General features: G+C 50.4%; 20 protein-coding genes. 13 read left to right on the top strand and 7 right to left on the bottom strand.

The genetic code is table 11. The features are described from left to right. Positions 1 to 62 precede the first annotated feature (62 nt). Positions 63 to 281, top strand: coding sequence for a DUF6061 family protein (locus tag DWZ40_RS17755; RefSeq protein ID WP_118544186.1), 219 nt, complete (start codon positions 63 to 65; stop codon positions 279 to 281). A 79-nt stretch (positions 282 to 360) separates the two neighbouring features. Here the strand turns inward: DWZ40_RS17755 and msrB are convergent, their stop codons facing one another. From msrB to DWZ40_RS19685, 4 genes are all read right to left on the bottom strand, one after another. Beyond that, positions 361 to 1,476 (bottom strand): peptide-methionine (R)-S-oxide reductase MsrB, encoded by a 1,116-nt coding sequence (gene msrB, locus DWZ40_RS17750; protein WP_118544185.1) that lies wholly within the window; start codon positions 1,474 to 1,476, stop codon positions 361 to 363. Between the two features lie 96 nt (positions 1,477 to 1,572). Then, on the bottom strand, positions 1,573 to 2,532 hold the full coding sequence (locus DWZ40_RS17745) for a TlpA disulfide reductase family protein (RefSeq protein ID WP_118544184.1): 960 nt from the start codon (positions 2,530 to 2,532) through the stop codon (positions 1,573 to 1,575). Continuing rightward, positions 2,529 to 3,404: a 4Fe-4S binding protein gene (locus tag DWZ40_RS17740; RefSeq protein WP_182430606.1), complete on the bottom strand. Its 876-nt coding sequence runs from the start codon at positions 3,402 to 3,404 to the stop codon at positions 2,529 to 2,531. The genes DWZ40_RS17745 and DWZ40_RS17740 overlap by 4 nt, the downstream gene beginning before the upstream one ends. Before the next feature lie 25 nt (positions 3,405 to 3,429). Next, positions 3,430 to 3,576 carry a CD1871A family CXXC motif-containing protein gene (locus DWZ40_RS19685; RefSeq protein ID WP_182430605.1) on the bottom strand — a complete coding sequence of 49 codons (147 nt, stop codon included), beginning with the start codon at positions 3,574 to 3,576 and terminating at the stop codon, positions 3,430 to 3,432. A 147-nt stretch (positions 3,577 to 3,723) separates the two neighbouring features. Between DWZ40_RS19685 and DWZ40_RS17735 the strand changes: the two genes are divergently transcribed. From DWZ40_RS17735 to greA, 5 genes are all read left to right on the top strand, one after another. Next, on the top strand, positions 3,724 to 4,401 hold the full coding sequence (locus DWZ40_RS17735) for a response regulator transcription factor (RefSeq protein ID WP_118544182.1): 678 nt from the start codon (positions 3,724 to 3,726) through the stop codon (positions 4,399 to 4,401). Beyond that, entirely contained in the window at positions 4,398 to 5,549 is a 1,152-nt protein-coding gene (locus tag DWZ40_RS17730; protein ID WP_118544181.1) for a HAMP domain-containing sensor histidine kinase, read from the top strand. Before DWZ40_RS17735 ends, DWZ40_RS17730 begins: the two co-directional genes overlap by 4 nt. Positions 5,550 to 6,369: 820 nt before the next feature. Then, positions 6,370 to 7,701 carry a sodium-dependent transporter gene (locus DWZ40_RS17725; RefSeq protein WP_118544180.1) on the top strand — a complete coding sequence of 444 codons (1,332 nt, stop codon included), beginning with the start codon at positions 6,370 to 6,372 and terminating at the stop codon, positions 7,699 to 7,701. 146 nt (positions 7,702 to 7,847) lie between these two features. Next, positions 7,848 to 9,074, top strand: coding sequence for a peptidase T (gene pepT, locus DWZ40_RS17720; RefSeq protein WP_118544179.1), 1,227 nt, complete (start codon positions 7,848 to 7,850; stop codon positions 9,072 to 9,074). 22 nt (positions 9,075 to 9,096) lie between these two features. Continuing rightward, entirely contained in the window at positions 9,097 to 9,597 is a 501-nt protein-coding gene (gene greA / locus DWZ40_RS17715; RefSeq protein ID WP_118544178.1) for a transcription elongation factor GreA, read from the top strand. 164 nt (positions 9,598 to 9,761) lie between these two features. On the opposite strand, the gene DWZ40_RS17710 is transcribed toward greA, so the two are convergent. Both DWZ40_RS17710 and fabG read right to left on the bottom strand, forming a co-directional pair. Then, on the bottom strand, positions 9,762 to 10,379 hold the full coding sequence (locus DWZ40_RS17710) for a LysR family transcriptional regulator (protein WP_207664529.1): 618 nt from the start codon (positions 10,377 to 10,379) through the stop codon (positions 9,762 to 9,764). A gap of 76 nt (positions 10,380 to 10,455) precedes the next feature. Beyond that, positions 10,456 to 11,187 (bottom strand): 3-oxoacyl-ACP reductase FabG, encoded by a 732-nt coding sequence (fabG, locus tag DWZ40_RS17705; protein WP_118544177.1) that lies wholly within the window; start codon positions 11,185 to 11,187, stop codon positions 10,456 to 10,458. 329 nt (positions 11,188 to 11,516) lie between these two features. On the opposite strand from fabG, the gene DWZ40_RS17700 reads away from it, so the two are divergent. Then, positions 11,517 to 12,866, top strand: a complete 1,350-nt coding sequence (locus DWZ40_RS17700; RefSeq protein ID WP_118544176.1) for an NlpC/P60 family protein — start codon at positions 11,517 to 11,519, stop codon at positions 12,864 to 12,866. An 11-nt stretch (positions 12,867 to 12,877) separates the two neighbouring features. Further along, positions 12,878 to 13,954 carry an acyltransferase family protein gene (locus DWZ40_RS17695; RefSeq protein ID WP_118544175.1) on the top strand — a complete coding sequence of 359 codons (1,077 nt, stop codon included), beginning with the start codon at positions 12,878 to 12,880 and terminating at the stop codon, positions 13,952 to 13,954. Positions 13,955 to 14,130: 176 nt separating this feature from the next. Here DWZ40_RS17695 and raiA read toward each other — a convergent pair whose 3' ends face one another. Further along, entirely contained in the window at positions 14,131 to 14,658 is a 528-nt protein-coding gene (gene raiA / locus DWZ40_RS17690; protein WP_118544174.1) for a ribosome-associated translation inhibitor RaiA, read from the bottom strand. 209 nt (positions 14,659 to 14,867) lie between these two features. Between raiA and DWZ40_RS19875 the strand changes: the two genes are divergently transcribed. The 5 genes from DWZ40_RS19875 to DWZ40_RS17665 all read left to right on the top strand — a co-directional run bounded on the left by DWZ40_RS19875 (position 14,868) and on the right by DWZ40_RS17665 (position 21,104). Next, entirely contained in the window at positions 14,868 to 15,170 is a 303-nt protein-coding gene (locus tag DWZ40_RS19875; RefSeq protein ID WP_118544173.1) for a hypothetical protein, read from the top strand. Positions 15,171 to 15,294: 124 nt separating this feature from the next. Further along, positions 15,295 to 17,871 carry a preprotein translocase subunit SecA gene (secA, locus tag DWZ40_RS17680; protein WP_118544172.1) on the top strand — a complete coding sequence of 859 codons (2,577 nt, stop codon included), beginning with the start codon at positions 15,295 to 15,297 and terminating at the stop codon, positions 17,869 to 17,871. A gap of 96 nt (positions 17,872 to 17,967) precedes the next feature. Continuing rightward, positions 17,968 to 19,105 (top strand): peptide chain release factor 2 gene (gene prfB / locus DWZ40_RS17675; protein WP_118544171.1). Its coding sequence is split into 2 segments (ribosomal slippage): positions 17,968 to 18,042 and positions 18,044 to 19,105, totalling 1,137 coding nucleotides; the frame shifts between segments, so codons are not numbered across the junction. 202 nt (positions 19,106 to 19,307) lie between these two features. Next, positions 19,308 to 19,754 carry an ACT domain-containing protein gene (locus DWZ40_RS17670; RefSeq protein WP_118544170.1) on the top strand — a complete coding sequence of 149 codons (447 nt, stop codon included), beginning with the start codon at positions 19,308 to 19,310 and terminating at the stop codon, positions 19,752 to 19,754. A gap of 123 nt (positions 19,755 to 19,877) precedes the next feature. Then, the gene (locus tag DWZ40_RS17665) at positions 19,878 to 21,104 is read left to right on the top strand and encodes a homoserine dehydrogenase (protein ID WP_118544169.1); all 1,227 of its coding nucleotides are present in this window, start codon (positions 19,878 to 19,880) and stop codon (positions 21,102 to 21,104) included. Positions 21,105 to 21,114: the final 10 nt, after the last annotated feature.

Here is a 21,114-nt window from a genome sequence, read left to right as displayed (position 1 = left end):
CGGCAATTGAATAACCGAGGATTCCCGCTTGTTATCCTAAAAAACATCGTGGAGATATGACTATGAGTAAACTTATTTTCTGTCAATTCAACATCGACACAGCCAGCGTAGAACTGGTTTTTGACGATGGAAGCCGGATTTCCATTGACTTCACCGCCGTTGAAAACGAAGTTGCCGATAACCGCTTCCAGTGGTCAGAGCTGGATTATCTGATCTACAACGACCCGCTTGCTTATGCCGATCTGATTCTGAACAGCAAGCTGAACGTCCTGTTTGAATAAACCGACATGAGCATAAACGACAGCGGCCCGGTTCATAATGATTGGACCGCTGCTTATTATATCATTGTATTATGCGAACTCATTCCTCGAACAGATACAGAAGATATCCGTAACCCTCTGCTTTCATCTTTGCGTAAGGCACAAAGCGCAGGGCCGCACTGTTGATGCAGTAGCGCACGCCATTGGGGGACTCCGGATCGCCGGTGAACACATGACCAAGGTGAGAATCTCCGGCACGGCTTCTGACCTCTGTACGGCGCATGCCGTGGCTCAGGTCCTCCAGTTCCACCACGGCAGGCTCTTCAATGGGCTTTGTGAAAGCCGGCCAGCCGCAGCCGCTCTCGTACTTATCCGTGGAGGAAAAGAGCGGCTCGCCGGTGACGACATCCACATAGATGCCCTTTTCAAACTTATCCCAGAACTCGCCTGTGAAAGCGCGCTCCGTGCCGCTCTCCTGCGTAACACGGTACTGCTCCGCCGTCAGCTTGTCCCGGATGGATTCCGCCGCGGGCTTCTGATAGTCGCCCGGATCGATGCGCAGCCGGGAAAACAGCTCCATCTCCGCGCGCGGGATGTGGCAGTAGCCGTTCGGGTTCTTTTCGAGGTAGTTCTGGTGGTACTCCTCGGCAGGATAATAGTTCTTGAGTGGACCTATCTCCACGAAGAACTTTTCACTGCGTCCCCGCTCGATCTCCGCGATGCGCTCCACCGTTTCCTTCGCGCTTTCGTTGGTGTAATAGACACCGGTCTGATACTGGCTGCCCCGGTCGTTGCCCTGTCGGTTCTCCACCGTGGGATCGATCACATAGAAGTAGGCCAGCAGCAGGGCGTCGAGACTCACCTGCCCGGGGTCATACTCCACCCGCACGGCCTCCCGGAAGCCGGTGTTCCCTTGGCAGACGGTCTTGTAATCGGCGTCCGCCTCGCAGGTGCCGTTGGCATAGCCGCTCTCGGCATCGATGACGCCGGGGATGGACTGCATCAGCTGTTCCATGCCCCAGAAGCAGCCGCCCGCCAGATAGATGACATTGTCTGTGGTATCCATATAGGTGACCTCCTCGTCGGACCGGTCAAAAGCCGCTCCGTCCATGTTTGTTTCCTGTCCGCTCTTTTCCTTCGGCACAGTCTGCTTCCCGGCGGCGCAGCCGCCCAGCAGCACTGCGGCGAAAAGCAGGGCCAATACACTTCGATACATCGCGTTTCCTCCTTTCAGGGGAATCAGAGCTCACTCCGCCCCTTGCCCGCCGAGGGCAATGCAATGGCGCGCAGCAGGCACTTTTTAAATCTCAGGTCAGCCCATATCGGCGGCGAGCGCCTTGTCGATCTGGGCTTGCAGCGCCTCAGCCTGCGTCTTGCCGGTAACAGCGCCTACGATGGGCTCACCCACGATATTGCCGCTGCGGTCGACCACATAGGTGGTGGGATAGGCGAAGACATTCTCCACAAACTTACCGGCATCGCCGCCGGAGCCGAAATAGATGTTTTGATAGGTCGCGCCCTTCTTGGCAAGCACCTCCTTCGCCTCGGCGATGGCCTTCTCGTCGCCGTCGAGCGTAAAGGAGTTGATGCCGATGAGCGCGCCGCCCTTGTTCGCCAGTTCCTTGTTCAGCGCGTCCAGCTCGCCAAGCTCACCCACGCAGGGATTGCAGGTGGTGAACCAGAAATTCACTACGGTGACGGCGTTGGCGGAGAACAGCTCGTCGCTCTTCACCGTGTTGCCGTCCAGATCTTTCCCTTCAAAGGCGGGGAACTTCTGCATACTGCCGTCGTCGGGAGAGTTGCTCGTGTCGCTGCCTGCGGGCATGTTCATATCGCCGTCCATGGATTTCTGCATGAGCTCGGGATACTTCTCTTCCAACTCGGTCAGCCTGTTTTCAATATTGCTGATCTCCGTGGCTGACTCCTTCAGCCACTCATACTCCTTGTTGGTGAACTGCTCTTTAGCGGCCTCGACGGTATCCAGCAGGAAGTCGCCGTAGTTTTTCCCGTCCTCGATCATGGCCATGCCCTTCTCAGCCTCCATAAAGACATTTTCCCACAGCTCGGTATTTTCCGACAGGATCGCGTTCTCCTGCTCTAGCAGCTCCTTGTGCAGGGCGAGCGCCTCCTCGGCGTTTTTCGGCTCGCCAGTCATGGCGGAGCCGTTGCCGCTCATGTCGCCCATCTTGTCATTGTTCTTCGTACCGCAGGCCGCCAAGGCCAGCACCATCAGCACGGCAAAAGCCAGTGCAAAAATTCTCTTCCTGTTCATTTTGATTCCTCCATCGTTGTTTTCTTTGTTGTTTCTTTCCCGTTGCCGAAGCCGTAGCGGAAGCACACGGCGTTCGTTGGACAGGCGCGGATGCACATTCCGCAGCGGATGCACTCGGTATGGTTGGGCGTTTTCGTCACATCCACATCCATCTTGCAGGCTCTGGCACATTTCCCACAGGAGACGCACTTACTCTTGTCCACCTTCATCTGGAAGAGGGACACCCGGTTGAACAGCGCATAGAACGCGCCAAGCGGGCAAAGCCACTTGCAGAACGGTCGGTAGAACAGCACGCTCAGCGCGATCACCGACAGCAGGATGCTGAATTTCCATGTAAACAGCTTGCCCAGCGCCGCCCGGATGCCGGAATTGGCAAGGGACAGCGGGATGGCTCCCTCCAGTACGCCTTGGGGGCAGAGGTATTTGCAGAAGAACGGGTCTCCCATGCCAACATCGTTCACAAGGAACACTGGTAGCAGGAAAACCATCACCAGCAGGACAGCGTATTTCAGGTATGTCAGCGGCTTCAGCCTTTTTGTGGAAAGCTTCTTCGTGGGGATTTTGTGCAGCAGCTCCTGAAACCAGCCGAAGGGGCATAGAAAGCCGCAGATAAAGCGTCCCAGCAGGACTCCCAGCAAAATGAGAAAGCCTGTGATATAGTAGGAGAAGCTGAACTTGGAAGACCCCACCACTGCCTGAAACGCCCCAATGGGGCAGGCCCCGGACGCCGCCGGACAGGAGTAGCAGTTCAGCCCCGGCACGCAGACGGTCTTCCCCGCCCCCTGATACAGTCCGCCCTTGAGAAAGTTCGGCAGATGCAGGTTGGTCAGCAGCGTCGCCCCCGCCTGAATCCAGCCCCGGAAGCGGGACATGGTCTGTGAAACGCCTGAAAACTTTTTACCCAATGCCCACACACTCCAGACATAATTTGATTGCTTTGCTCAGCACTGTCGCCGCCTCGCCCCGCCAGACACCGAAGCACAGCATGGCGGCTCCGGCCATCAGCAGCACGACCTGCGCTGCGGCCTTTTTCTTGCAGCTCATTTTTCATCACCCTTTCCGATTTTCTGCCCCCATCATAGCGCGGGAGAGTTAAAGTCTCTGTTAAGAACGAAAACTTAACGCAAACCTTATCTGTTTTTGCTATAATGAAAGCAACACAAAAATGAAGAAATAAAAAGGAGGACTCTCATGCACCTTTTAGTAATTGAAGATGAACGCGCCCTGTGCGAGACTATCGTTCGCAGCCTGCGGCGGCTGGCCTACAGCGTGGACTACTGCTATGACGGCGAAAAGGCGCTGGCGCTTCTGGGCGTGGAACGATACGATCTGGTGCTTCTTGATCTGAATCTGCCGAAAAAGGACGGCATGACGGTGCTGCGCACCCTGCGGCAGACCGACCGGGAGACGCGGGTGCTGATCCTCTCCGCCCGCAGCGAAGTGGAGGACAAGGTGCAGGGGCTGGATGCCGGGGCGAACGACTATCTGGCGAAGCCCTTCCACTTGGCGGAGCTGGAGGCCCGCATCCGCAGCCTGACATTGCGGCAGTTCACCCAGCAGGATGTGCTGCTAAGCTGCGGAGACCTGACCTTTGACACCCGCTCCCGTACCGCCACCGTCAACGGGCAGACGCTGACGCTCACCCGGAAGGAAACGGGAATCCTGGAATACCTGATGGTGCATCAAGGAAGGCCAGTAAGTCAGGAGGAGCTGATGGATCACGTTTGGGACAATAGCGTGGACAGCTTCAGCAATTCCATTCGCGTCCACATCTCCGCCCTGCGCAAAAAGCTCCGCGCCGTGCTGGGCTATGACCCCATCCGCAACCGCATCGGCGAGGGCTATCTGATGGGAGGCGAGGAGGAATGAAGCGGTTTTCCCTGCAGTGGCGCATCACGCTGATGTCCGTTCTGCTCATCGGCATCACCTGCGTGGCCATGAATTTGCTGCTGTGCTCCTCCGGTGTGTACTATATGGACACCATTGCGGACAGTTTACAAGGCGGCGGCACGGTGATCCTGAATGATGGCGGAGCGGCGAGCTTTGACCCGCAGCTCATAACGCCCAACGAGGAGTTGATCATCGTCGTCGATGGGGTGCAGGGGCGCTTCCGCACCACCAACTGGTACATCACGGCGGCGGTAACGCTGCTCAGCGGCATCCTCGCCTATTTCGTCAGTGGACGCGCTCTCAAGCCCCTGCGCAGCTTTACCTCGCAGGTGGAGCAGGTGCAGCTGAACAATCTTGCCGATATGAGGATCGATGAAGACGCTATTTCGGAGTTCCGGCAGCTGAGCCGCTCGTTCAACCAGATGCTGGAGCGGCTGAACAACGCCTTTTCCGCCCAGCGGCAGTTCACCGGCAACGCCGCCCACGAGCTGCGCACGCCACTGGCACTAATGCAGGCGCAGTTGGAGCTGTTTTCCGCGGAGCATCCTGACGTGCGACCGGAGACGGCGGAGTTCCTTACACTTTTGCGTGAGCAGACGGAACGGCTGATACAGATGACCAGGACACTGCTGGAGATGAGCAATCTGCGGCAGGTGGCGCGGAACGAGCGGATCCAGCTCGCTCCCATGATCGAGGAGATCTTCACAGATCTTGCGCCGCTCTCAGATAAGCGCGGCGTCACGCTGACGGCGGAGGGCGACGGCATTATGACCGGCAGCGATGCACTGATCTACCGGCTGATCTTCAACCTGACGGAGAATGCTGTCAAGTACAACCGGCCGGGCGGCTCGGTACGGGTTTCTGTCACTCAGGAGTTGGAAAAGCTCCTGCTCCGCGTCTCCGACACCGGCTGCGGCATCCCGGAGGTGTATCAGCGCAGCATCTTCCAGCCCTTCTTCCGGGTGGACAAGTCTCGCAGCCGGGAATACGGTGGCGCAGGACTGGGGCTCTCACTGGTATGGGAGATCGCCGATCTCCACGGCGGCTCCGTTTGGGTGGAGAAAAGTTCGGAGAAGGGCACTACCATTGCGGTGGAGTTGCCAACGCAACAATCAACGAAGCCCTAAAACCCTTTTATGCGTTTTTCGCCGCTTCGCTTGCCGCCCTGCGGCGTTCCTCTCCGTATGGGGCGCTCAGCCGGAAAGAGAAGCGTCCCTTTTCAATCTCAAATTCCTTTTATTACGCTGAATTACATCCTCATAGCTGTGGACTTTCCGACGTAGCTACGTATTTTCACGCTCCAATTCTGCCGCACGGAGCTTGCCAAAAATGATCTTCTTAGTATTATTTCGGAGCTGTCTACGATTGCGAAGAAAATCTAAAAAGCATTAGGCGCAATATAACTGCTGACGGCGTAGAATCTTGGTGGCTAACTTGGTGAGTGTCACCCTCTAAGTTATCATGGGTTGCGTCATAGGATTTATCATTGGCTGTAGTATTCCATATTTCGGTCTATTGCTGTTTTATTATGTGCGCTTCCTGTTGCGGGAAATGTATCTATGTTGTGTAGCGAGTATGATGGAAATATTCGTCTTGCCGCAAAAGCTATTTTTACTTCCACGGTGTTATCTGCACTAACAATACCAGTTGTGTTAGTTTTCATACAGTTTATGCAGTAATTTGTTTCTTGCATAATAAAAATACCTAAAGAGTAATTTACACTTGCAAAAACCAAGCAATTAGATAAAGAATTCCCAGAGAATGAAAAATTCTATAGATATTTGCGAAAAAGTTAAGTATAATAAAAGAAACGATGTAGAAAAGTTCGAGAAACTTTGGTTTTCCGGACTTTTTTATTGTTGTATTTTCTTCTTGGGGTTTTCATACAGATTGAAGGCGTGGGAAGCAATCAAAATAAAAGTAATGTGTTGGAAAGGAATTTATTTCATGGCAAAAGAAAGGGATGGGTTTAAAAGCCGCACCGGTTTTGTGCTTGCTTGCATCGGTTCGGCAGTTGGTATGGGGAATATCTGGCGTTTCCCATATATTGTTTCTGATTGGGGTGGAATGACATTTCTGCTTCCGTATCTGTTGTTTGTTGTGCTGATCGCCTCCACAGGCGTGATTGAGGAGATGGCACTGGGACGTGCCGCAAAGAGCGGACCGATCAAGGCGTTTGGCATGTGTACGGAATTACGGACCGGAAAGAAACGGATCGGAGAGCTGATCGGTGTGATCCCGGTACTGGGGTCCATGGCGCTTGCCATCGGCTATACGGTAGTAGTGGGATGGATCTTTAAGTACGCGTTCCTTGCATTGACGGGAAACCTTTATGCCCTGGGACAGGATATGGGAGCGATCGGTGGATTGTTTGACGGTACGGCGACGGGATTTGGCAATAATAACTGGCTGGTCATCACAGTGGTTGTCACTGCAGTGATCATGGCATTTGGAATTGCGGGCGGAATTGAGAAAGCAAACAAGATCATGATGCCGCTGTTATTTATTCTGTTTTTGGGACTCGGTGTTTATATCTTTACACTTCCAGGCTCAGAAAAAGGCTATCATTATATTTTTACCATCAATCCGGAGGGACTGAAGGATATACGCCTCTGGATCTATGCATTTGGACAGGCATTTTTCTCGCTGTCCATTGCAGGAAACGGAACCGTGATCTATGGCTCCTACTTAAGCGATTCCGAGGATATTGCTGCATCTGCAAAAAATGTGGCATTTTTTGATACACTTGCTGCACTTTTGGCTGCTTTTGTGATTATTCCGGGCATGGCAGCAGGCGGCGCAGAGCTTTCTTCCGGAGGTCCTGGTCTGATGTTTATCTATTTGCTGAACGTGTTCAATGGAATGCCGGGTGGAAAAATCTGCGGAATGATCTTTTATGTCTGTGTGTTATTTGCCGGAATGAGTTCTCTGGTAAACCTCTATGAGGCACCGGTGGAGATCCTGCAGGAGCGTTGCGGGCTCAAACGACCGGCTGCAGTAGCCGTGATCGCGGCAGCAGGCTGCGGTGTCGCACTGTTCATTCAGGGAATTGTCTCTGGCTGGATGGATGTGGTGTCAATTTACATTTGCCCGCTTGGGGCGATGCTTGCCGGAATTATGTTCTTCTGGGTTGCCGGAACGGATTTTGCCCTGGAGGCTGTAAACCGCGGTGCCAAAAAAGAAATTGGCAAAACATTTGTCCTGCTCGGCAAGTATGTGCTGGTTCCGGCAGCTTTTCTGGCGCTGGTTGCCGGAGCGCTGCTTGGTGGAATTGGCTGAGATACCGGCGAACAGGAACTTTCTCAGTGGAAGATTACGAAAAAGGCTGTCCTTGTGATTCTTTTGCAGGGGCAGTCTTTTTGTGCTATAATTAGATTCAGCGGGATTAAAAAATAAAGGATTTATCAGAAAAAGGAGTATTCATTATGTCACAGGTAACCGAACGTTTTTTGAATTATGTATCCTTCGATACCCAGTCAAAAGAGGACGCTGGCAAGATGCCAAGTACAGAGAAACAGTGGGAGCTAGCCAAATGTCTCAAACAGGAACTGGAAGAAATGGGTGCCGAGCGTGTGCGTCTCAGTGAGTATGGCTATATTTATGCAGAAATTCCGGCGAATGTTCCAGCAGAGCAGGCTGAAAAGATTCCGTCCCTCGGCTTTATTGCCCATATGGATACCGCACCGGCTCTGACCGGAGCCAATGTAAAACCACAGTTCGTAAAAAATTACGATGGAAAAGACATCTGCCTGAACCAGGAAAAACAGATTTTTATGCGCCTTTCGGAATTTCCATTTTTGGCACGTTATCAGGGACAGGATCTGATCACGACCGATGGAACGACACTTCTGGGAGCAGACGATAAGGCGGGTGTGGCAGAGATCATGACGGCAGCAGATTACCTGCTTTCTCATAAGGAAATTCCACATGGAAAGATCTGCATTGCATTTACCCCGGACGAGGAGATTGGCTGCGGCGCAGACAAATTTGATGTTTCCGGCTTTGGAGCGCAGTTTGCCTATACAGTAGACGGCGGTGAGCTCGGTGAGGTGGAATATGAAAACTTCAATGCGGCTTCTGCGGTAGTGACGATTCATGGATGCAGCATGCATACCGGAGATGCCAAAAAGGGTATGGTGAATTCCATGCTGATTGGAATGGAATACCAGCAGATGCTGCCGACTTTCGAAAATCCGATGTATACCGAAGGCTATGAGGGATTTTTCCATCTGGATCATTTCCAGGGAGATGTGGAAACTTCTGTGATGAAGTACCTGATCCGCGACCATGATATGGAAAAATTTGAAAAGAAAAAAGAGCAGATGCGTCAGATCGCAGTGTTCCTGAACCAGAAATATGGAGCCGGTACCGTGGACATTGAAATTAAGGATTCCTATTTCAATATGAAAGAAAAGATTAAGCCACATATGCATCTGATCGACCGGGTGCGCCAGCTGATGAAAGAACTGGATGTAGAGCCGGTGACCCTTCCAATCCGCGGAGGTACCGATGGCGCGCGTCTTTCTTACAAGGGACTCCCATGTCCGAATCTGTGCACAGGCGGAGCAAATTATCATGGAAAATATGAGTTTATTTCCATTCAGGCTATGGAGAAAATGGTAGAATTGCTTGTAAAGCTGATGACTGCATAAAACGCGAAAAGAGAGAGTGAGTATGAGAGAAAAACTGACGAAATCCGATGTGGAAAAGATTCAGGCAGAGATTGAAGAACGGAAGCTTGTCATCCGTCCGAAATGCCTGGAGGCAGTAAAAGAAGCCAGGGCGCATGGGGATCTAAGTGAAAACTTTGAGTATCATGCAGCCAAAAAAGACAAAAATCAGAACGAGAGCCGGATCCGTTATCTGGAGAATATGCTGAAGAATGCCATTGTGATCTCGGATGCTTCCAAGGCCGATGAAGTCGGACTGAACAAGGCCGTCACGCTTTATATGGAAGACGATGACGAGGAGGAGACCTATAAGCTGGTGACCAGCATTCGTGGAAATTCCATGCACAACATGGTCAGCATTGAGTCTCCGCTCGGAAAGGCAATCCTGCGTCATAAAGTAGGCGACCGGGTAGAGATCACAACGGACAATGGTTTCAGCTATTTTGCAGTGATCCGTAAGATTGAAGATCTGGGCGACGAAGAGGATACGATCCGGAAGTTCTGATGGAGCTTCCTTATCGGTTTGAGGGTTCCTGATTCTGGTAAAACTGCAGCACAAATTCCATAAACGCATGGATATAAGGTTTTAAGACAAAACTTTTGTGATAGACCAGATACAGGCTGCGGCTGTCTGTGACCACGGGAAGATCAAAAACGAAAAGCTTTTGATCAGAACCGGGGCTGCAGGCGGCCGCTTCCTTCTTCACGCAAAATGACCGGTTCTGATTTCAAAATGAGATCGAGCGGAATCGGTTTCGTCTGAAATTGCGCAAAATAAGAAGTTTTTGGAGTAATCAGCACCATCTGATCGTGGTAAAATGGTTTAAAACAAAATCGTTCATCTTCGCAGGTCATGCCGACCAGACCCAGATTAAAACGACCTTCCAGAATCTTTTCCAGGATCCCCTGGCTGTCACTCTGATAAATGTTATAATATGTCTCCGGATGCAGCTTTTTGTAGGCGGGCAAAAGCTCTGGCAGCAGATAGGTGGATGGAATGGTGGAAGCGCCGAGATGGATCGTATTTTTAGCCTCATTGTTCCAACTTTCCAGCAGATTGTTTTTGAGACTCAGAATGCTGATGGCACATTCATAAAATTCCTGCCCGCGCGGTGTCAGTTCGATGCTTTTGGTTGTACGTACCAGAAGACAGGACTGAAGTTCTTCCTCCAGCATACGGATATGGGTACTGATGGTAGGCTGAGAGATAAAGAGCTTTTCCGAAGCTTTCGTGAAGCTGCCGTAATCGACAACAGCCACAAAGGATTGCAGTTGTTTGAACTCCATGGTGTTCTCCTTTATCGAATGGGAATCTGTCTGCCCGCGGCCGGAAAAGGACAGCGGGCATGGCAAAACAGGAAGATCAGATCCAGCCTCCATCCAGCTTTATGATCTGACCGGTTAAGTAAGAGCCTTTGTAGCCGAGATGATAAACAAAATCAGCGACTTCCTCCGCACGTCCGAGGCGGCCGGATGGGATTTCCTCGACCAGCCCGATCAGCTCGTCTTCCTCCATCCACTGGTTCATTTCCGTGTCAATGGCACCGCAGGCAACGGCGTTGACCTGGATATTGCTTGGAGCAAGTTCTTTGGCCAGTGCCTGGGTGAAGGCATTGATGCCGCCCTTTGTGGCAGAGTATGCGACTTCACAGGAAGCGCCTACGCAGCCCCATACGGAGGAAATGTTGATGATCTTTCCGTGACCGGCGGCAAGCATCAGCGGAATGGCCAGCTTGCTGCAGTTGAATACGGAAGTCAGGTTGGTACGCAGGATGCGGTCCCACTCTTCTGAGGTCATATCCTGCAGAAGGCCGATGTAATCGATTCCAGCATTGTTGACCAAAACATCCAGAGAGCCAAACTGTTTGCGGATCATGGAAAACAGCTGCTCACAGGCTGCCATATCGCCCATATCCCCTAAAAATGCAGCGCAGGTTACCTGATAACGCTCAATTTCTTTTTTGGTCTGCATCAATTCCTGCTCCCGGTGGGCGCAGTTGATGATTACGTTATAGCCTTTTTTTGCAAATTTTACGGCAATGGCTTTTCCGATTCCGCGGGAAGCGCCGGTTACGAGAACAACTTTCTTTGCCATACGATCACTCCTTTTGTCATATTATGGTTTCTTGTTTTCTAAACATATTCTATCATAAAACTCCTTACATTTGTTGCTATTTACGCTTTGCGCGAACAGCAAGCTACATTTTACAAATAAATTACAATTTTGCGAACACTCTGTAACTTTCAGAAGGGATATGTTATACTGAATGACAGATTACGGAAACGTGTTGCGTGCAACTAAAAATCCCGTGTGATACAGTTCTGGCAGCATATTTTGCCGATTTGGAGTGCGAAGTATCGGCAAAATCCCATTGCCGGGCAAGTGCATGTGAAGAGAAACAGAAATAAGAAAGGCGAAGACGCATGAAAAAATGGAAGAAAGTACTGGCAGTATCCTGCCTTTGCGCAGCGGCAGCATGTCCGTTTTCTGCTTACGCAGATGCGGCAAAGTCTCCTCATGAGGCAATGTTAGTGGCTGCACCGGCAGACTATGAAAATATTGCGGTATCCCAGGTTACTGATTACGTGAATATCCGGGAACAGGCTACGACGAACAGCAAGATCGTCGGTAAGATCTATAATAACTGTGCTGCAACCATTCTGGAAACCGTGGAAGGAGAGGGCGGAAGCTGGTACCGGATCCAGTCCGGAACGGTGAATGGCTTCATCAAATCGGAGTATTTTATTACTGGTCAGGAGGCAGAGACACTGGCTCAGTCGATCGGCCGGGAGTTTGTGACTGTCAGCGTAGATAACCTGCGTTTGCGCGAGGAGCCGAATCTTACAAGTAATGTCCTGACTATGATCTCCAGCGGTTCCCGCTATGTTGTCCAGGGCGATGAAGGTGATTTTTATAAGGTTGAGGTCGATGCAGACCTGATTGGTTATATCGCAAAGTCATACTGCAAGGTTGAGGTCGAGTTTGACCAGGCGGTGTCCCTGGAAGAGGAGCGGGCGAAGCTGGAAGAGGAAGCGCAGAGAAAGCGCGATGCCCAGACGGCACTTGCAAATCTAGAGCAGGTGATCAAAGTCGAAGAAAATAAAGATGTGATCATTTCTGCAAATCCGGAACAGAGCGATGATTCAGCCATGACCAACGCGCCGACTGCAAACACATCGAAAGATCAGAGTCAGACACAGAGTCCGTCTGCAGGGCAGAGCGGTTCTTCCCAGAGCAGTGCAGGCAATCAGACGGTAACTTCAGCTCCATCTCAGAAGAGTCCGTCCCAGACTGGCTCTGCGCAGAACAGTTCTGCTCCGAATGGTTCCAGCCAGACCAGTTCCTCCGGACCGTCCACGACGACCCGGTCCTCTCCGGTGGCAGGACCGGGCAGCTCGGCAGCCGTAGTATCCGCGACCAGAACCGCAATCGTGGCATATGCGAAGCAGTTCTTAGGAAACCCGTATGTATATGGTGGAACCAGCCTGACCAATGGTGCAGACTGTTCCGGATTTACCCAGGAGGTATTTGCGCACTTTGGCATTACAACAGGACGAAGTTCCAGAGACCAGGCAGCAAAAGGAAAAGAAATTTCCCTGTCTGCGATCCAGCCGGGTGACCTTTTATTCTACGCCAGCGGAAGTTACATCAACCATGTGGCAATCTACATAGGCAATGGACAGATCATCCATTCCAGCAATCCGACAACGGGTATCACCATTACGAAGTACAATTACCGAACTCCATGTAAGGCTGTTACCTTCCTGGATTAAAAGGTGCATGTATGAAAGAAAAAAAACAATACTGTGGCCTGGATCTGCTGAAATTTGTTATGGCACTCCTGGTGGCGGCGCGTCATATGATCCAGGTCTTTTATCCTGCAGAAAGCCGCTGGCGTCTGGTGATCGGCAGCTGGCTTTCGAACCTGGCAGTGCCCATCTTTTTTATCATTGCAGGCTTTCTGCTATTCCGGAAAATTCCGGATCCCAGAAGATGCAAAGATGCGGATGCCGGATATTCATACGGTGGTGGAAATAAAACGGGTGGATGGTCGGTTGTCTGGCGTTATGTCTGGCGCATTGTAAAGCTGTATCTGATCTGGTGTGTCATCTACTGGCCCATCGATATTTATAACTGGTACCACGGCACGGCAACGATCGCAGAAATGGTGAAGGCCTACATCCATTCCTTTTTCGTCTCCAGCACCATTGCCCAGCTCTGGTATCTGCCGGCGCTTGCGCTGGCCTGCCTGATCGTGTGGACCGGTTACCGTGTGGGCTTAAAGATCTGGATGCTTCTGATTCTGACCGGAGCGCTGTTTGTGTTCGGCTGCATCTGTGACAATTGGTATTTTACCCAGCAGGCACCCATGAAGATCCAGGAGTTTGTCTGGTGGTATGCGCCGAAGTTTGTGACCATGCGAAATGGTCTGTTTTACGGAAGCTTTTATCTGGCTCTGGGACTCTGGTTTTCCCGGAAAACATGGCGGATGCCGCTTCTTCTGGCGCTTGCCGGAAGCCTGGTATCTCTGGCACTGATGTACAAAGAGGTTTCCACCTGCTTTAATACGAACATGGTATTTAGTGCAGCCCCGGCCGCTTTCTTTTTGACGGAGCTTTTTATGAGAGCAGAGGGTGGATATTCCAGGTTCTTTGTGACTCTGCGAAAAATGAGCGAATGGGTCTATTTTTCCCATTTCTATTTCTTTTACTTTTTCTCCTGGACCGTGAAGTGGAATCCGCTTCCGCTCACTGAGAAAAATATTGCACTATGTGTCTTGGTACCAATGATCCTGTTCGCCTGGATCGTTTCGGTGCTTTCCGGACGGGAGCGGTTTTCCTGGCTTGGAAAATTGATCTGACAGGCTTGTTTATACATTGCAAAAACAATCGTTGACGATTGGCAGCAGAACTGCAGCCTGCATCCGCCGTCTGGCTTTATGAAAAATTACATTACAGGCAATAAAAAAGGAAACGCACTCAGTTTTGGGTGCGTTTCCTTTTTTATTGCCTTGTATGAAAGGATGATTGCTGGCTCTTAGAATTCCGGCTCGATCAGTCCGTAGGTCTGACCTTTTCTCTTGTAAACAACATTGACTTCCTCGGTCTCTGCGTTTAAGAATACATAGAAGTTATGGCCTAACAGTTCCATCTGGACACAAGCCTCTTCCGGATCCATCGGTTTCATGGCGAAACGTTTGGTTTTCACAATCTGGATCTCGTCATCCGGCTCGCTCTCTTCGCTGATGAACAGATCTGAGAATGCCTGTGCGGACTGTTTTTTGTCGATCAGTTTGTTTTTGTATTTGCGAAGCTGGCGTTCAATGATTTCCTCTACCAAATCAATGGACACGTACATATCGTTGCTGGATTCTTCCGCACGGATGATATTTCCCTTTACCGGGATGGTAACTTCGATTTTCTGTTTGTCTTTCTGTACACTGAGCGTTACGATGATTTCGGTATCCGGAAGGAAGTAACGTTCCAGTTTTCCAATCTTTTCCTCAATGGCGGCGCGAAGCCCCGGAGTCACATCAATATTTCTGCCTGTAATGGTATAACGCATAAGTCATCAGCTCCTTCTTTTGAGATGTTCTAAGTATAACATATAAAACCGAAAATTTCAACTAAAACCGGGAAATTGTTGAGACAATTATTGTGAATGAAATATAAAAACGAATACTTTATCCACAAAATACAAATTGCATTCCTACCTTTGGAAATGTGGAAAAGTCAAGAGGTTTTCCTCCATTTTTTGGCTTAAACAGTGGATTTATGAGATATGAACAAAGAAAAACCTATTTTTTCCCGTCAGAAAAGAACAGAAAAATGTGGGAAAACTTTGTGGATAATGTGGATAACTTGGTGCATAACTCATTTTTGGCTGAAAATCAAGGAAATGAGATGTGGATGCATTTTTCGTGGATATTGTGGATAAAGTGGATAAGTTGTGAATCGAACATGTTTTTTGTGCAACCTGACAAGTTTACCATAATTTTACAGGACCTGGATTCGCCGCAGCAGGTCAATCCAGGTGATTTTATGAGGATTCCGAAAGAAAAAGTAAGCAGAAGGTAAATTTTTTGTGAACAAGAAGGGGAAAACTTGAATAAATCAGGGGAAGGTGGTACAATATCAAAGATTGACTATAATAATAGGAACGAGACAGACGAAACAAAGAAAGTTTAGGAGAAAGAATTATATGAATCTCATAGAAAAAGTATTTGGTACCCACAGTGAGCGGGAACTGAAGATGATCTATCCGATCGTGGACAAGATTGAGGCACTGCGCCCGACCATGCAGGCAAAGAGCGATGAGGAACTGCGCGACAATACCCGTATCTTCAAGGAGCGCCTGGCAAACGGTGAGACCCTGGACGATATTCTTCCGGAGGCATTCGCTACGGTACGTGAGGCTGCAAAGCGTGTGCTGAACATGGAGCATTATCCGGTGCAGCTCATTGGTGGTATCGTGCTGCATCAGGGTCGTATCGCTGAGATGAGAACCGGTGAAGGTAAGACTCTGGTTTCCACCTCTCCGGCATACTTAAATGCACTGGCAGGAAAGGGCGTTCACATCGTAACGGTCAATGACTACCTGGCAAAGCGAGATGCAGAGTGGATGGGACAGGTTCACCGTTTCCTGGGTCTGACTGTCGGCGTGGTATTAAACCCGATGACCTCTGAGGAGCGTAAGGCTGCATACAACTGCGACATCACCTACGTTACCAACAACGAGCTGGGATTTGATTACCTGCGTGACAACATGGCCATCTACAAGGATCAGATGGTACTCAGAAATCTGGACTATGCCATCATCGATGAGGTGGACTCTGTCCTGATCGATGAAGCAAGAACCCCGCTGATCATTTCCGGTCAGAGCGGCAAGTCCACCAAGCTCTACGAGGTCTGCGACGTGCTTGCCCACCAGCTGGTACGCGGTGAGGCATCCGGCGAGTTCACCAAGATGAACGCGATCATGGGTGAGGACATCGAGGAGACTGGTGATTTCGTAGTAAATGAAAAAGATAAAGTTGTAAACTTAACCGAAGAGGGTGTCAAGAAGGTAGAGCAGTTCTTCCATATTGAGAACCTGGCAGATCCGGAAAACCTGGAGATCCAGCACAATATTATTCTTGCCCTGCGCGCGAATTACTTGATGTTCCGCGATAAGGATTACGTGGTAAAAGACGACGAGGTACTCATTGTCGATGAGTTTACCGGACGTATCATGCCGGGCCGCCGTTATTCCGATGGTCTGCACCAGGCAATCGAGGCGAAGGAGCATGTCAATGTACGCCGCGAGAGCAAGACTCTGGCAACCATCACTTTCCAGAACTTCTTCAATAAGTTCCGCAAGAAAGCAGGTATGACCGGTACTGCGCTGACCGAGGAGAAGGAGTTCCGTAATACGTACGGCATGGATGCGATCGCAATCCCGACCAACCGTCCAGTTGCGCGTATCGACCACGAGGATGCTGTATACAAGACGAAAAAAGAAAAATTCGAGGCAGTTGTCAACGATGTAGTGGCTTCCCACGAGAAGGGACAGCCGGTGCTGGTTGGTACCATCACCATCGAGACTTCCGAACTTCTCAGCAAGATGCTGACCAAGCGCGGCATCCAGCATAAAGTCCTGAACGCGAAGTTCCATGAACTCGAGGCTGAGATCGTGGCAGATGCAGGTATTCACGGTGCCGTTACCATTGCGACCAACATGGCTGGTCGTGGTACCGATATCAAGCTGGATGATGAGGCAAAGGCAGCAGGCGGCTTAAAGGTCATTGGTACCGAGCGTCATGAATCCCGCCGTATCGACAACCAGCTGCGTGGCCGTTCCGGACGTCAGGGTGACCCGGGTGAGTCCCGCTTCTACATTTCCCTTGAGGACGATCTGATGCGTCTGTTCGGTTCTGAGCGTCTTATGGCTATGTTTGAGGCTCTGGGCGTTCCGGAGGGTGAGCAGATCGAGCACAAGATGCTTTCCAGCGCGATCGAGAAAGCACAGATGAAGATCGAGAACAACAACTACGGTATCCGTGAGAATCTCTTAAAATATGATGAGGTTAACAACGAGCAGCGTGAGATCATCTACGCAGAGCGCCGCAAGGTTCTGGATGGCGACAACATGCGTGACCTGATCTTAAAGATGATCACCGACATTGTCGAGAATTCCGTAGACCTGTCCATCTCCGATGACCAGGCATCCTCTGACTGGGATTTGAATGAATTAAACAGCCTTCTGCTTCCGATCATTCCGCTTGAGACCATCACCGCAGAGAATCATCCGGTGACCAAGAAGAATGAATTAAAGCACATGCTGAAAGAAGAGGCGATCAAGCTTTACGAGGCGAAAGAGGCTGAGTTCCAGGAGGCAGAGCAGATCCGTGAGCTGGAGCGCGTAGTCCTTCTGAAAGTCATTGACAATAAGTGGATGAGCCACATCGACGATATGGATCAGCTGCGTCAGGGTATCGGCCTGCAGGCTTACGGCCAGAGAGATCCGGTTGTTGAGTACAAGATGAGTGCTTACGAGATGTTTGAGGCAATGACTGCAGCCATCACCGAGGAGACCGTCCGCATCCTGTTCCACATCCGTGTTGAGCAGAAAATCGAGCGTGAGCCGGCAGCAAAGGTAACCGGAACCAACCGTGACGATTCTGCACCGCGTGCACCGAAGGTACGTCAGGTACAGAAAATCTACCCGAACGATCCGTGCCCGTGCGGAAGCGGCAAGAAGTTCAAACAGTGTCATGGCCGTGATCTGATGCCGAGATAGCAGAAAATGAGATAAAAACCGTTATGACCGGCGGATGTTCCTTTTTGGAATGCGCCGGTCATTGCAAAAAATATAAATATGAAAGAAGGTGACACAATGGTAGAATTAGATCAGTTCAAGTACACATTATCGACCTTTGAAAAACCATTAGTGGAAGTGAGGGATTCACTTTGACCTGGATAACAAGGTCAGACGAATTGATGAATTAGATAAATCCATGGAGGAGCCGGGGTTCTGGGACGACGCGGACCGCGCCACCAAGCTGGTGCAGGAGGCGAAGAACTTAAAGGATACCGTAGAGCTCTACCGTGGTCTGGAACAGCAGTATGAAGACATCCAGGTGATGATCGAGATGGGCTACGAGGAGGAGGACCCTTCCCTGATCCCGGAGATCCAGGAAATGTTGGATGAGTTCCAGCGCAATCTGGAAAAACTCCGTATGGAGACATTGCTGTCAGGGGAATACGACAAATACAATGCCATTCTGCGCCTGAATGCAGGTGCAGGCGGAACGGAGTCCTGTGACTGGTGCAGTATGCTGTACCGGATGTACTGCCGCTGGGCAGACAAGATGGGGTATAAAACCGAGGTCCTGGATTATCTGGACGGCGATGAAGCGGGCATTAAGTCTGTGACCATCCAGATCAATGGCGAGAATGCGTTTGGATACCTGAAATCCGAACGCGGTGTACACCGTCTGGTGCGCATTTCTCCGTTCAATGCAGCAGGAAAGCGCCAGACTTCTTTCGTATCCTGTGATGTCATGCCGGATATTGAAGAGGACCTGGATGTTGAGATCAATCCGGACGATCTGCGGATCGATACCTACCGTTCCAGTGGTGCCGGTGGACAGCACATCAACAAGACTTCTTCTGCTATCCGTATCACCCATATTCCGACCGGAATCGTGGTACAGTGCCAGAATGAGCGTTCCCAGTTCCAGAATAAAGACAAAGCCATGCAGATGTTAAAGGCGAAGCTGTATATGCTCAAGCAGCAGGAAAATGCAGAGAAGCTTTCTGATATCCGCGGTGATGTCAAAGAAATCGGCTGGGGCAACCAGATCCGTTCCTATGTTCTTCAGCCATACACCATGGTCAAGGATCTGCGTACTGGGGAAGAAACCGGAAACGTGGCAAATGTCCTGGATGGCGGGCTGGACCCGTTTATCAGTGCCTACCTGCGCTGGCTGAGCCTGGGATGCCCGGACCGTAAGGCATCTGCGGACGACTAAGCGTTAAGGCTCACAGGCAGGGATTTTCCGTTCAGAAAATCCAGTTGCAGGGCACGCATGCGTGAACAGGAACAATTAAAACGGGAAAGCAGAGTGTATGCGAGAAAATGCTTGCACTCTGCCTTTTTTTGTGCTAATATCTTCCACATGAGCACAAATGTTCATAGTGGACGAACATGGAGAGTGCGCAGGAGGAGTTGTTATGCCAGAAGAGAAAAGCAAATATTTTGTGGTAAAACAGAAGGCGGTACCGGAGGTGCTGCTGAAGGTGGTGGAGGCCAAGAAGCTTCTGGAGTCCGAGCGTGTGTTAACCGTGCAGGAGGCAACAGAGCGGGTAGGCATCAGCCGCAGTTCTTTTTACAAATACAAAGAAGACATTTTTCCGTTTTATGATAACACCAAAGGCAAGACGGTAACCTTTGTGGTGCAGATGGACGATGAACAGGGACTGCTTTCGGACCTGCTTCATATCGTGGCGGTTTACAAAGCGAATATCCTGACGATTCATCAGAGTATTCCGGTCAATGGTGTAGCGACATTAACCTTGTCGGTGGAGGTAAAAGACAATACCGGCAATGTTTCCAAGATGGTGGAAGAGATCGAGGATCAGGACGGCATTCACTATGTGAAGATTCTTGCGAGAGAATAAAAGCGGCTGTTTGCGCAGCGTGTGAACAGGAATCACAAAAGCGATAGCTGGACAGAAAGCAGAGGATGACAGCAATGCGAAACTGTCTTAAAATATAAGTAAAAGAAAAGTGAGGACGGAGCAATGGTACAGGTAGCAATCATGGGATATGGCACAATCGGTTCCGGCGTGACAGAGATTTTAGATCAAAATGCGGATCAGATCAAAAAAGGCTGCGGACAGGATGTAGCACTGAAATATGTCCTGGATTTAAGAGATTTCCCGGGAAGTCCGGTAGAAGATAAGATCGTGCATGATTTTCAGGTGATCGAGCAGGATCCGGAAGTCAGTGTGGTAGTAGAGACCATGGGTGGATTAAATCCGGCATACCCGTTTGTCAAGGCAAGTCTTTTAGCAGGCAAACATGTCGTAACTTCCAATAAGGCACTGGTGGCAGCATACGGAACCGAGCTTCTTGCCATTGCAAAAGAAAAGAATGTAAATTTCTTCTTTGAGGCAAGTGTCGGCGGAGGCATCCCGATCATCCGTCCGCTGTACCGCTGCTTAAAGGGTGAGAAGATCGTAGAGATCACCGGTATCTTAAACGGTACTACCAACTATATCCTGACCAAGATGGGCAAAGAGGGTGCATCCTTTGAGACAGTCTTAAAAGAGGCTCAGGCGCTTGGTTATGCAGAGCGTAACCCGGAAGCAGATGTAGAAGGATACGATACCTGCCGTAAGATCGCGATCCTCACGGCGATGGCAACAGGAAAAGAAGTAAACTACGAGGACATCAGCACAGAAGGGATTACCAAAATCACCGATGTGGACTTCAAGTATGCAGACAAGCTTGGAACCTCTGTGAAGCTGTTTGGAACCAGCCGCATGGACGGAGAAGAGGTTCATGCCTGGGTAGCACCGGTTATGATCGGAAAAGACCATCCGCTGTATGCTGTGAATGATGTATTCAACGGAATCATGGTAAAAGGAAATATGCTTGGAACCGCGATGTTCTATGGAAGTGGTGCAGGCAAACTGCCGACTGCCAGTGCAGTCATCGCAGACATTATGGAAGCAGTCGAGAACGCAGACCATCATGTAGTGCTTGGCTGGAGCAGCGAGCGCCTCGCGATTGCAGACCAGAAAACCTCTGTACATCGTTATTTTGTACGCGTAGAGGGAACTGGAGCAGAACTCGAGAAAGCTGCCGCTGCTGCATTTGGAAATGCAGAAGTCGTAAAGTTGGACAGCTTAAGCGACGAGTTTGCACTCCTGACCGGTGAGATGAGTGAAGCAGCATATGCAGACTGTGCTGCAGCGCTGGAAAAGACCGCGAAGATCCGCCAGAGAATCCGGGCAGAGTTTTAAAAAATAATAA

The organism is Clostridium sp. AF32-12BH, assembly GCF_003477935.1.
Taxonomy (GTDB): Bacteria; Bacillota; Clostridia; order Lachnospirales; family Lachnospiraceae; genus Brotaphodocola.
The sequence above is the reverse complement of the archived record's forward strand: the minus strand, read 5'-3'. Positions and strand labels throughout refer to the sequence as shown.

What these genes read in the sequence shown, in the direction of transcription:
- DWZ40_RS19685 (WP_182430605.1), bottom strand. Translation starts at nt 3,576, where the DNA reads ATGAGCTGCAAGAAAAAGGCCGCAGCGCAGGTCGTGCTGCTGATGGCC.
- DWZ40_RS17730 (WP_118544181.1), top strand. Translation starts at nt 4,398, where the DNA reads ATGAAGCGGTTTTCCCTGCAGTGGCGCATCACGCTGATGTCCGTTCTG.
- DWZ40_RS17695 (WP_118544175.1), top strand. Translation starts at nt 12,878, where the DNA reads ATGAAAGAAAAAAAACAATACTGTGGCCTGGATCTGCTGAAATTTGTT.
- DWZ40_RS17745 (WP_118544184.1), bottom strand. Translation starts at nt 2,532, where the DNA reads ATGAACAGGAAGAGAATTTTTGCACTGGCTTTTGCCGTGCTGATGGTG.
- DWZ40_RS17665 (WP_118544169.1), top strand. Translation starts at nt 19,878, where the DNA reads ATGGTACAGGTAGCAATCATGGGATATGGCACAATCGGTTCCGGCGTG.
- DWZ40_RS17735 (WP_118544182.1), top strand. Translation starts at nt 3,724, where the DNA reads ATGCACCTTTTAGTAATTGAAGATGAACGCGCCCTGTGCGAGACTATC.
- DWZ40_RS17710 (WP_207664529.1), bottom strand. Translation starts at nt 10,379, where the DNA reads ATGGAGTTCAAACAACTGCAATCCTTTGTGGCTGTTGTCGATTACGGC.
- DWZ40_RS17755 (WP_118544186.1), top strand. Translation starts at nt 63, where the DNA reads ATGAGTAAACTTATTTTCTGTCAATTCAACATCGACACAGCCAGCGTA.
- DWZ40_RS17725 (WP_118544180.1), top strand. Translation starts at nt 6,370, where the DNA reads ATGGCAAAAGAAAGGGATGGGTTTAAAAGCCGCACCGGTTTTGTGCTT.
- pepT (WP_118544179.1), top strand. Translation starts at nt 7,848, where the DNA reads ATGTCACAGGTAACCGAACGTTTTTTGAATTATGTATCCTTCGATACC.
- fabG (WP_118544177.1), bottom strand. Translation starts at nt 11,187, where the DNA reads ATGGCAAAGAAAGTTGTTCTCGTAACCGGCGCTTCCCGCGGAATCGGA.
- DWZ40_RS17740 (WP_182430606.1), bottom strand. Translation starts at nt 3,404, where the DNA reads ATGTCCCGCTTCCGGGGCTGGATTCAGGCGGGGGCGACGCTGCTGACC.
- DWZ40_RS17670 (WP_118544170.1), top strand. Translation starts at nt 19,308, where the DNA reads ATGCCAGAAGAGAAAAGCAAATATTTTGTGGTAAAACAGAAGGCGGTA.
- raiA (WP_118544174.1), bottom strand. Translation starts at nt 14,658, where the DNA reads ATGCGTTATACCATTACAGGCAGAAATATTGATGTGACTCCGGGGCTT.
- DWZ40_RS19875 (WP_118544173.1), top strand. Translation starts at nt 14,868, where the DNA reads ATGAGATATGAACAAAGAAAAACCTATTTTTTCCCGTCAGAAAAGAAC.
- msrB (WP_118544185.1), bottom strand. Translation starts at nt 1,476, where the DNA reads ATGTATCGAAGTGTATTGGCCCTGCTTTTCGCCGCAGTGCTGCTGGGC.
- secA (WP_118544172.1), top strand. Translation starts at nt 15,295, where the DNA reads ATGAATCTCATAGAAAAAGTATTTGGTACCCACAGTGAGCGGGAACTG.
- greA (WP_118544178.1), top strand. Translation starts at nt 9,097, where the DNA reads ATGAGAGAAAAACTGACGAAATCCGATGTGGAAAAGATTCAGGCAGAG.
- DWZ40_RS17700 (WP_118544176.1), top strand. Translation starts at nt 11,517, where the DNA reads ATGAAAAAATGGAAGAAAGTACTGGCAGTATCCTGCCTTTGCGCAGCG.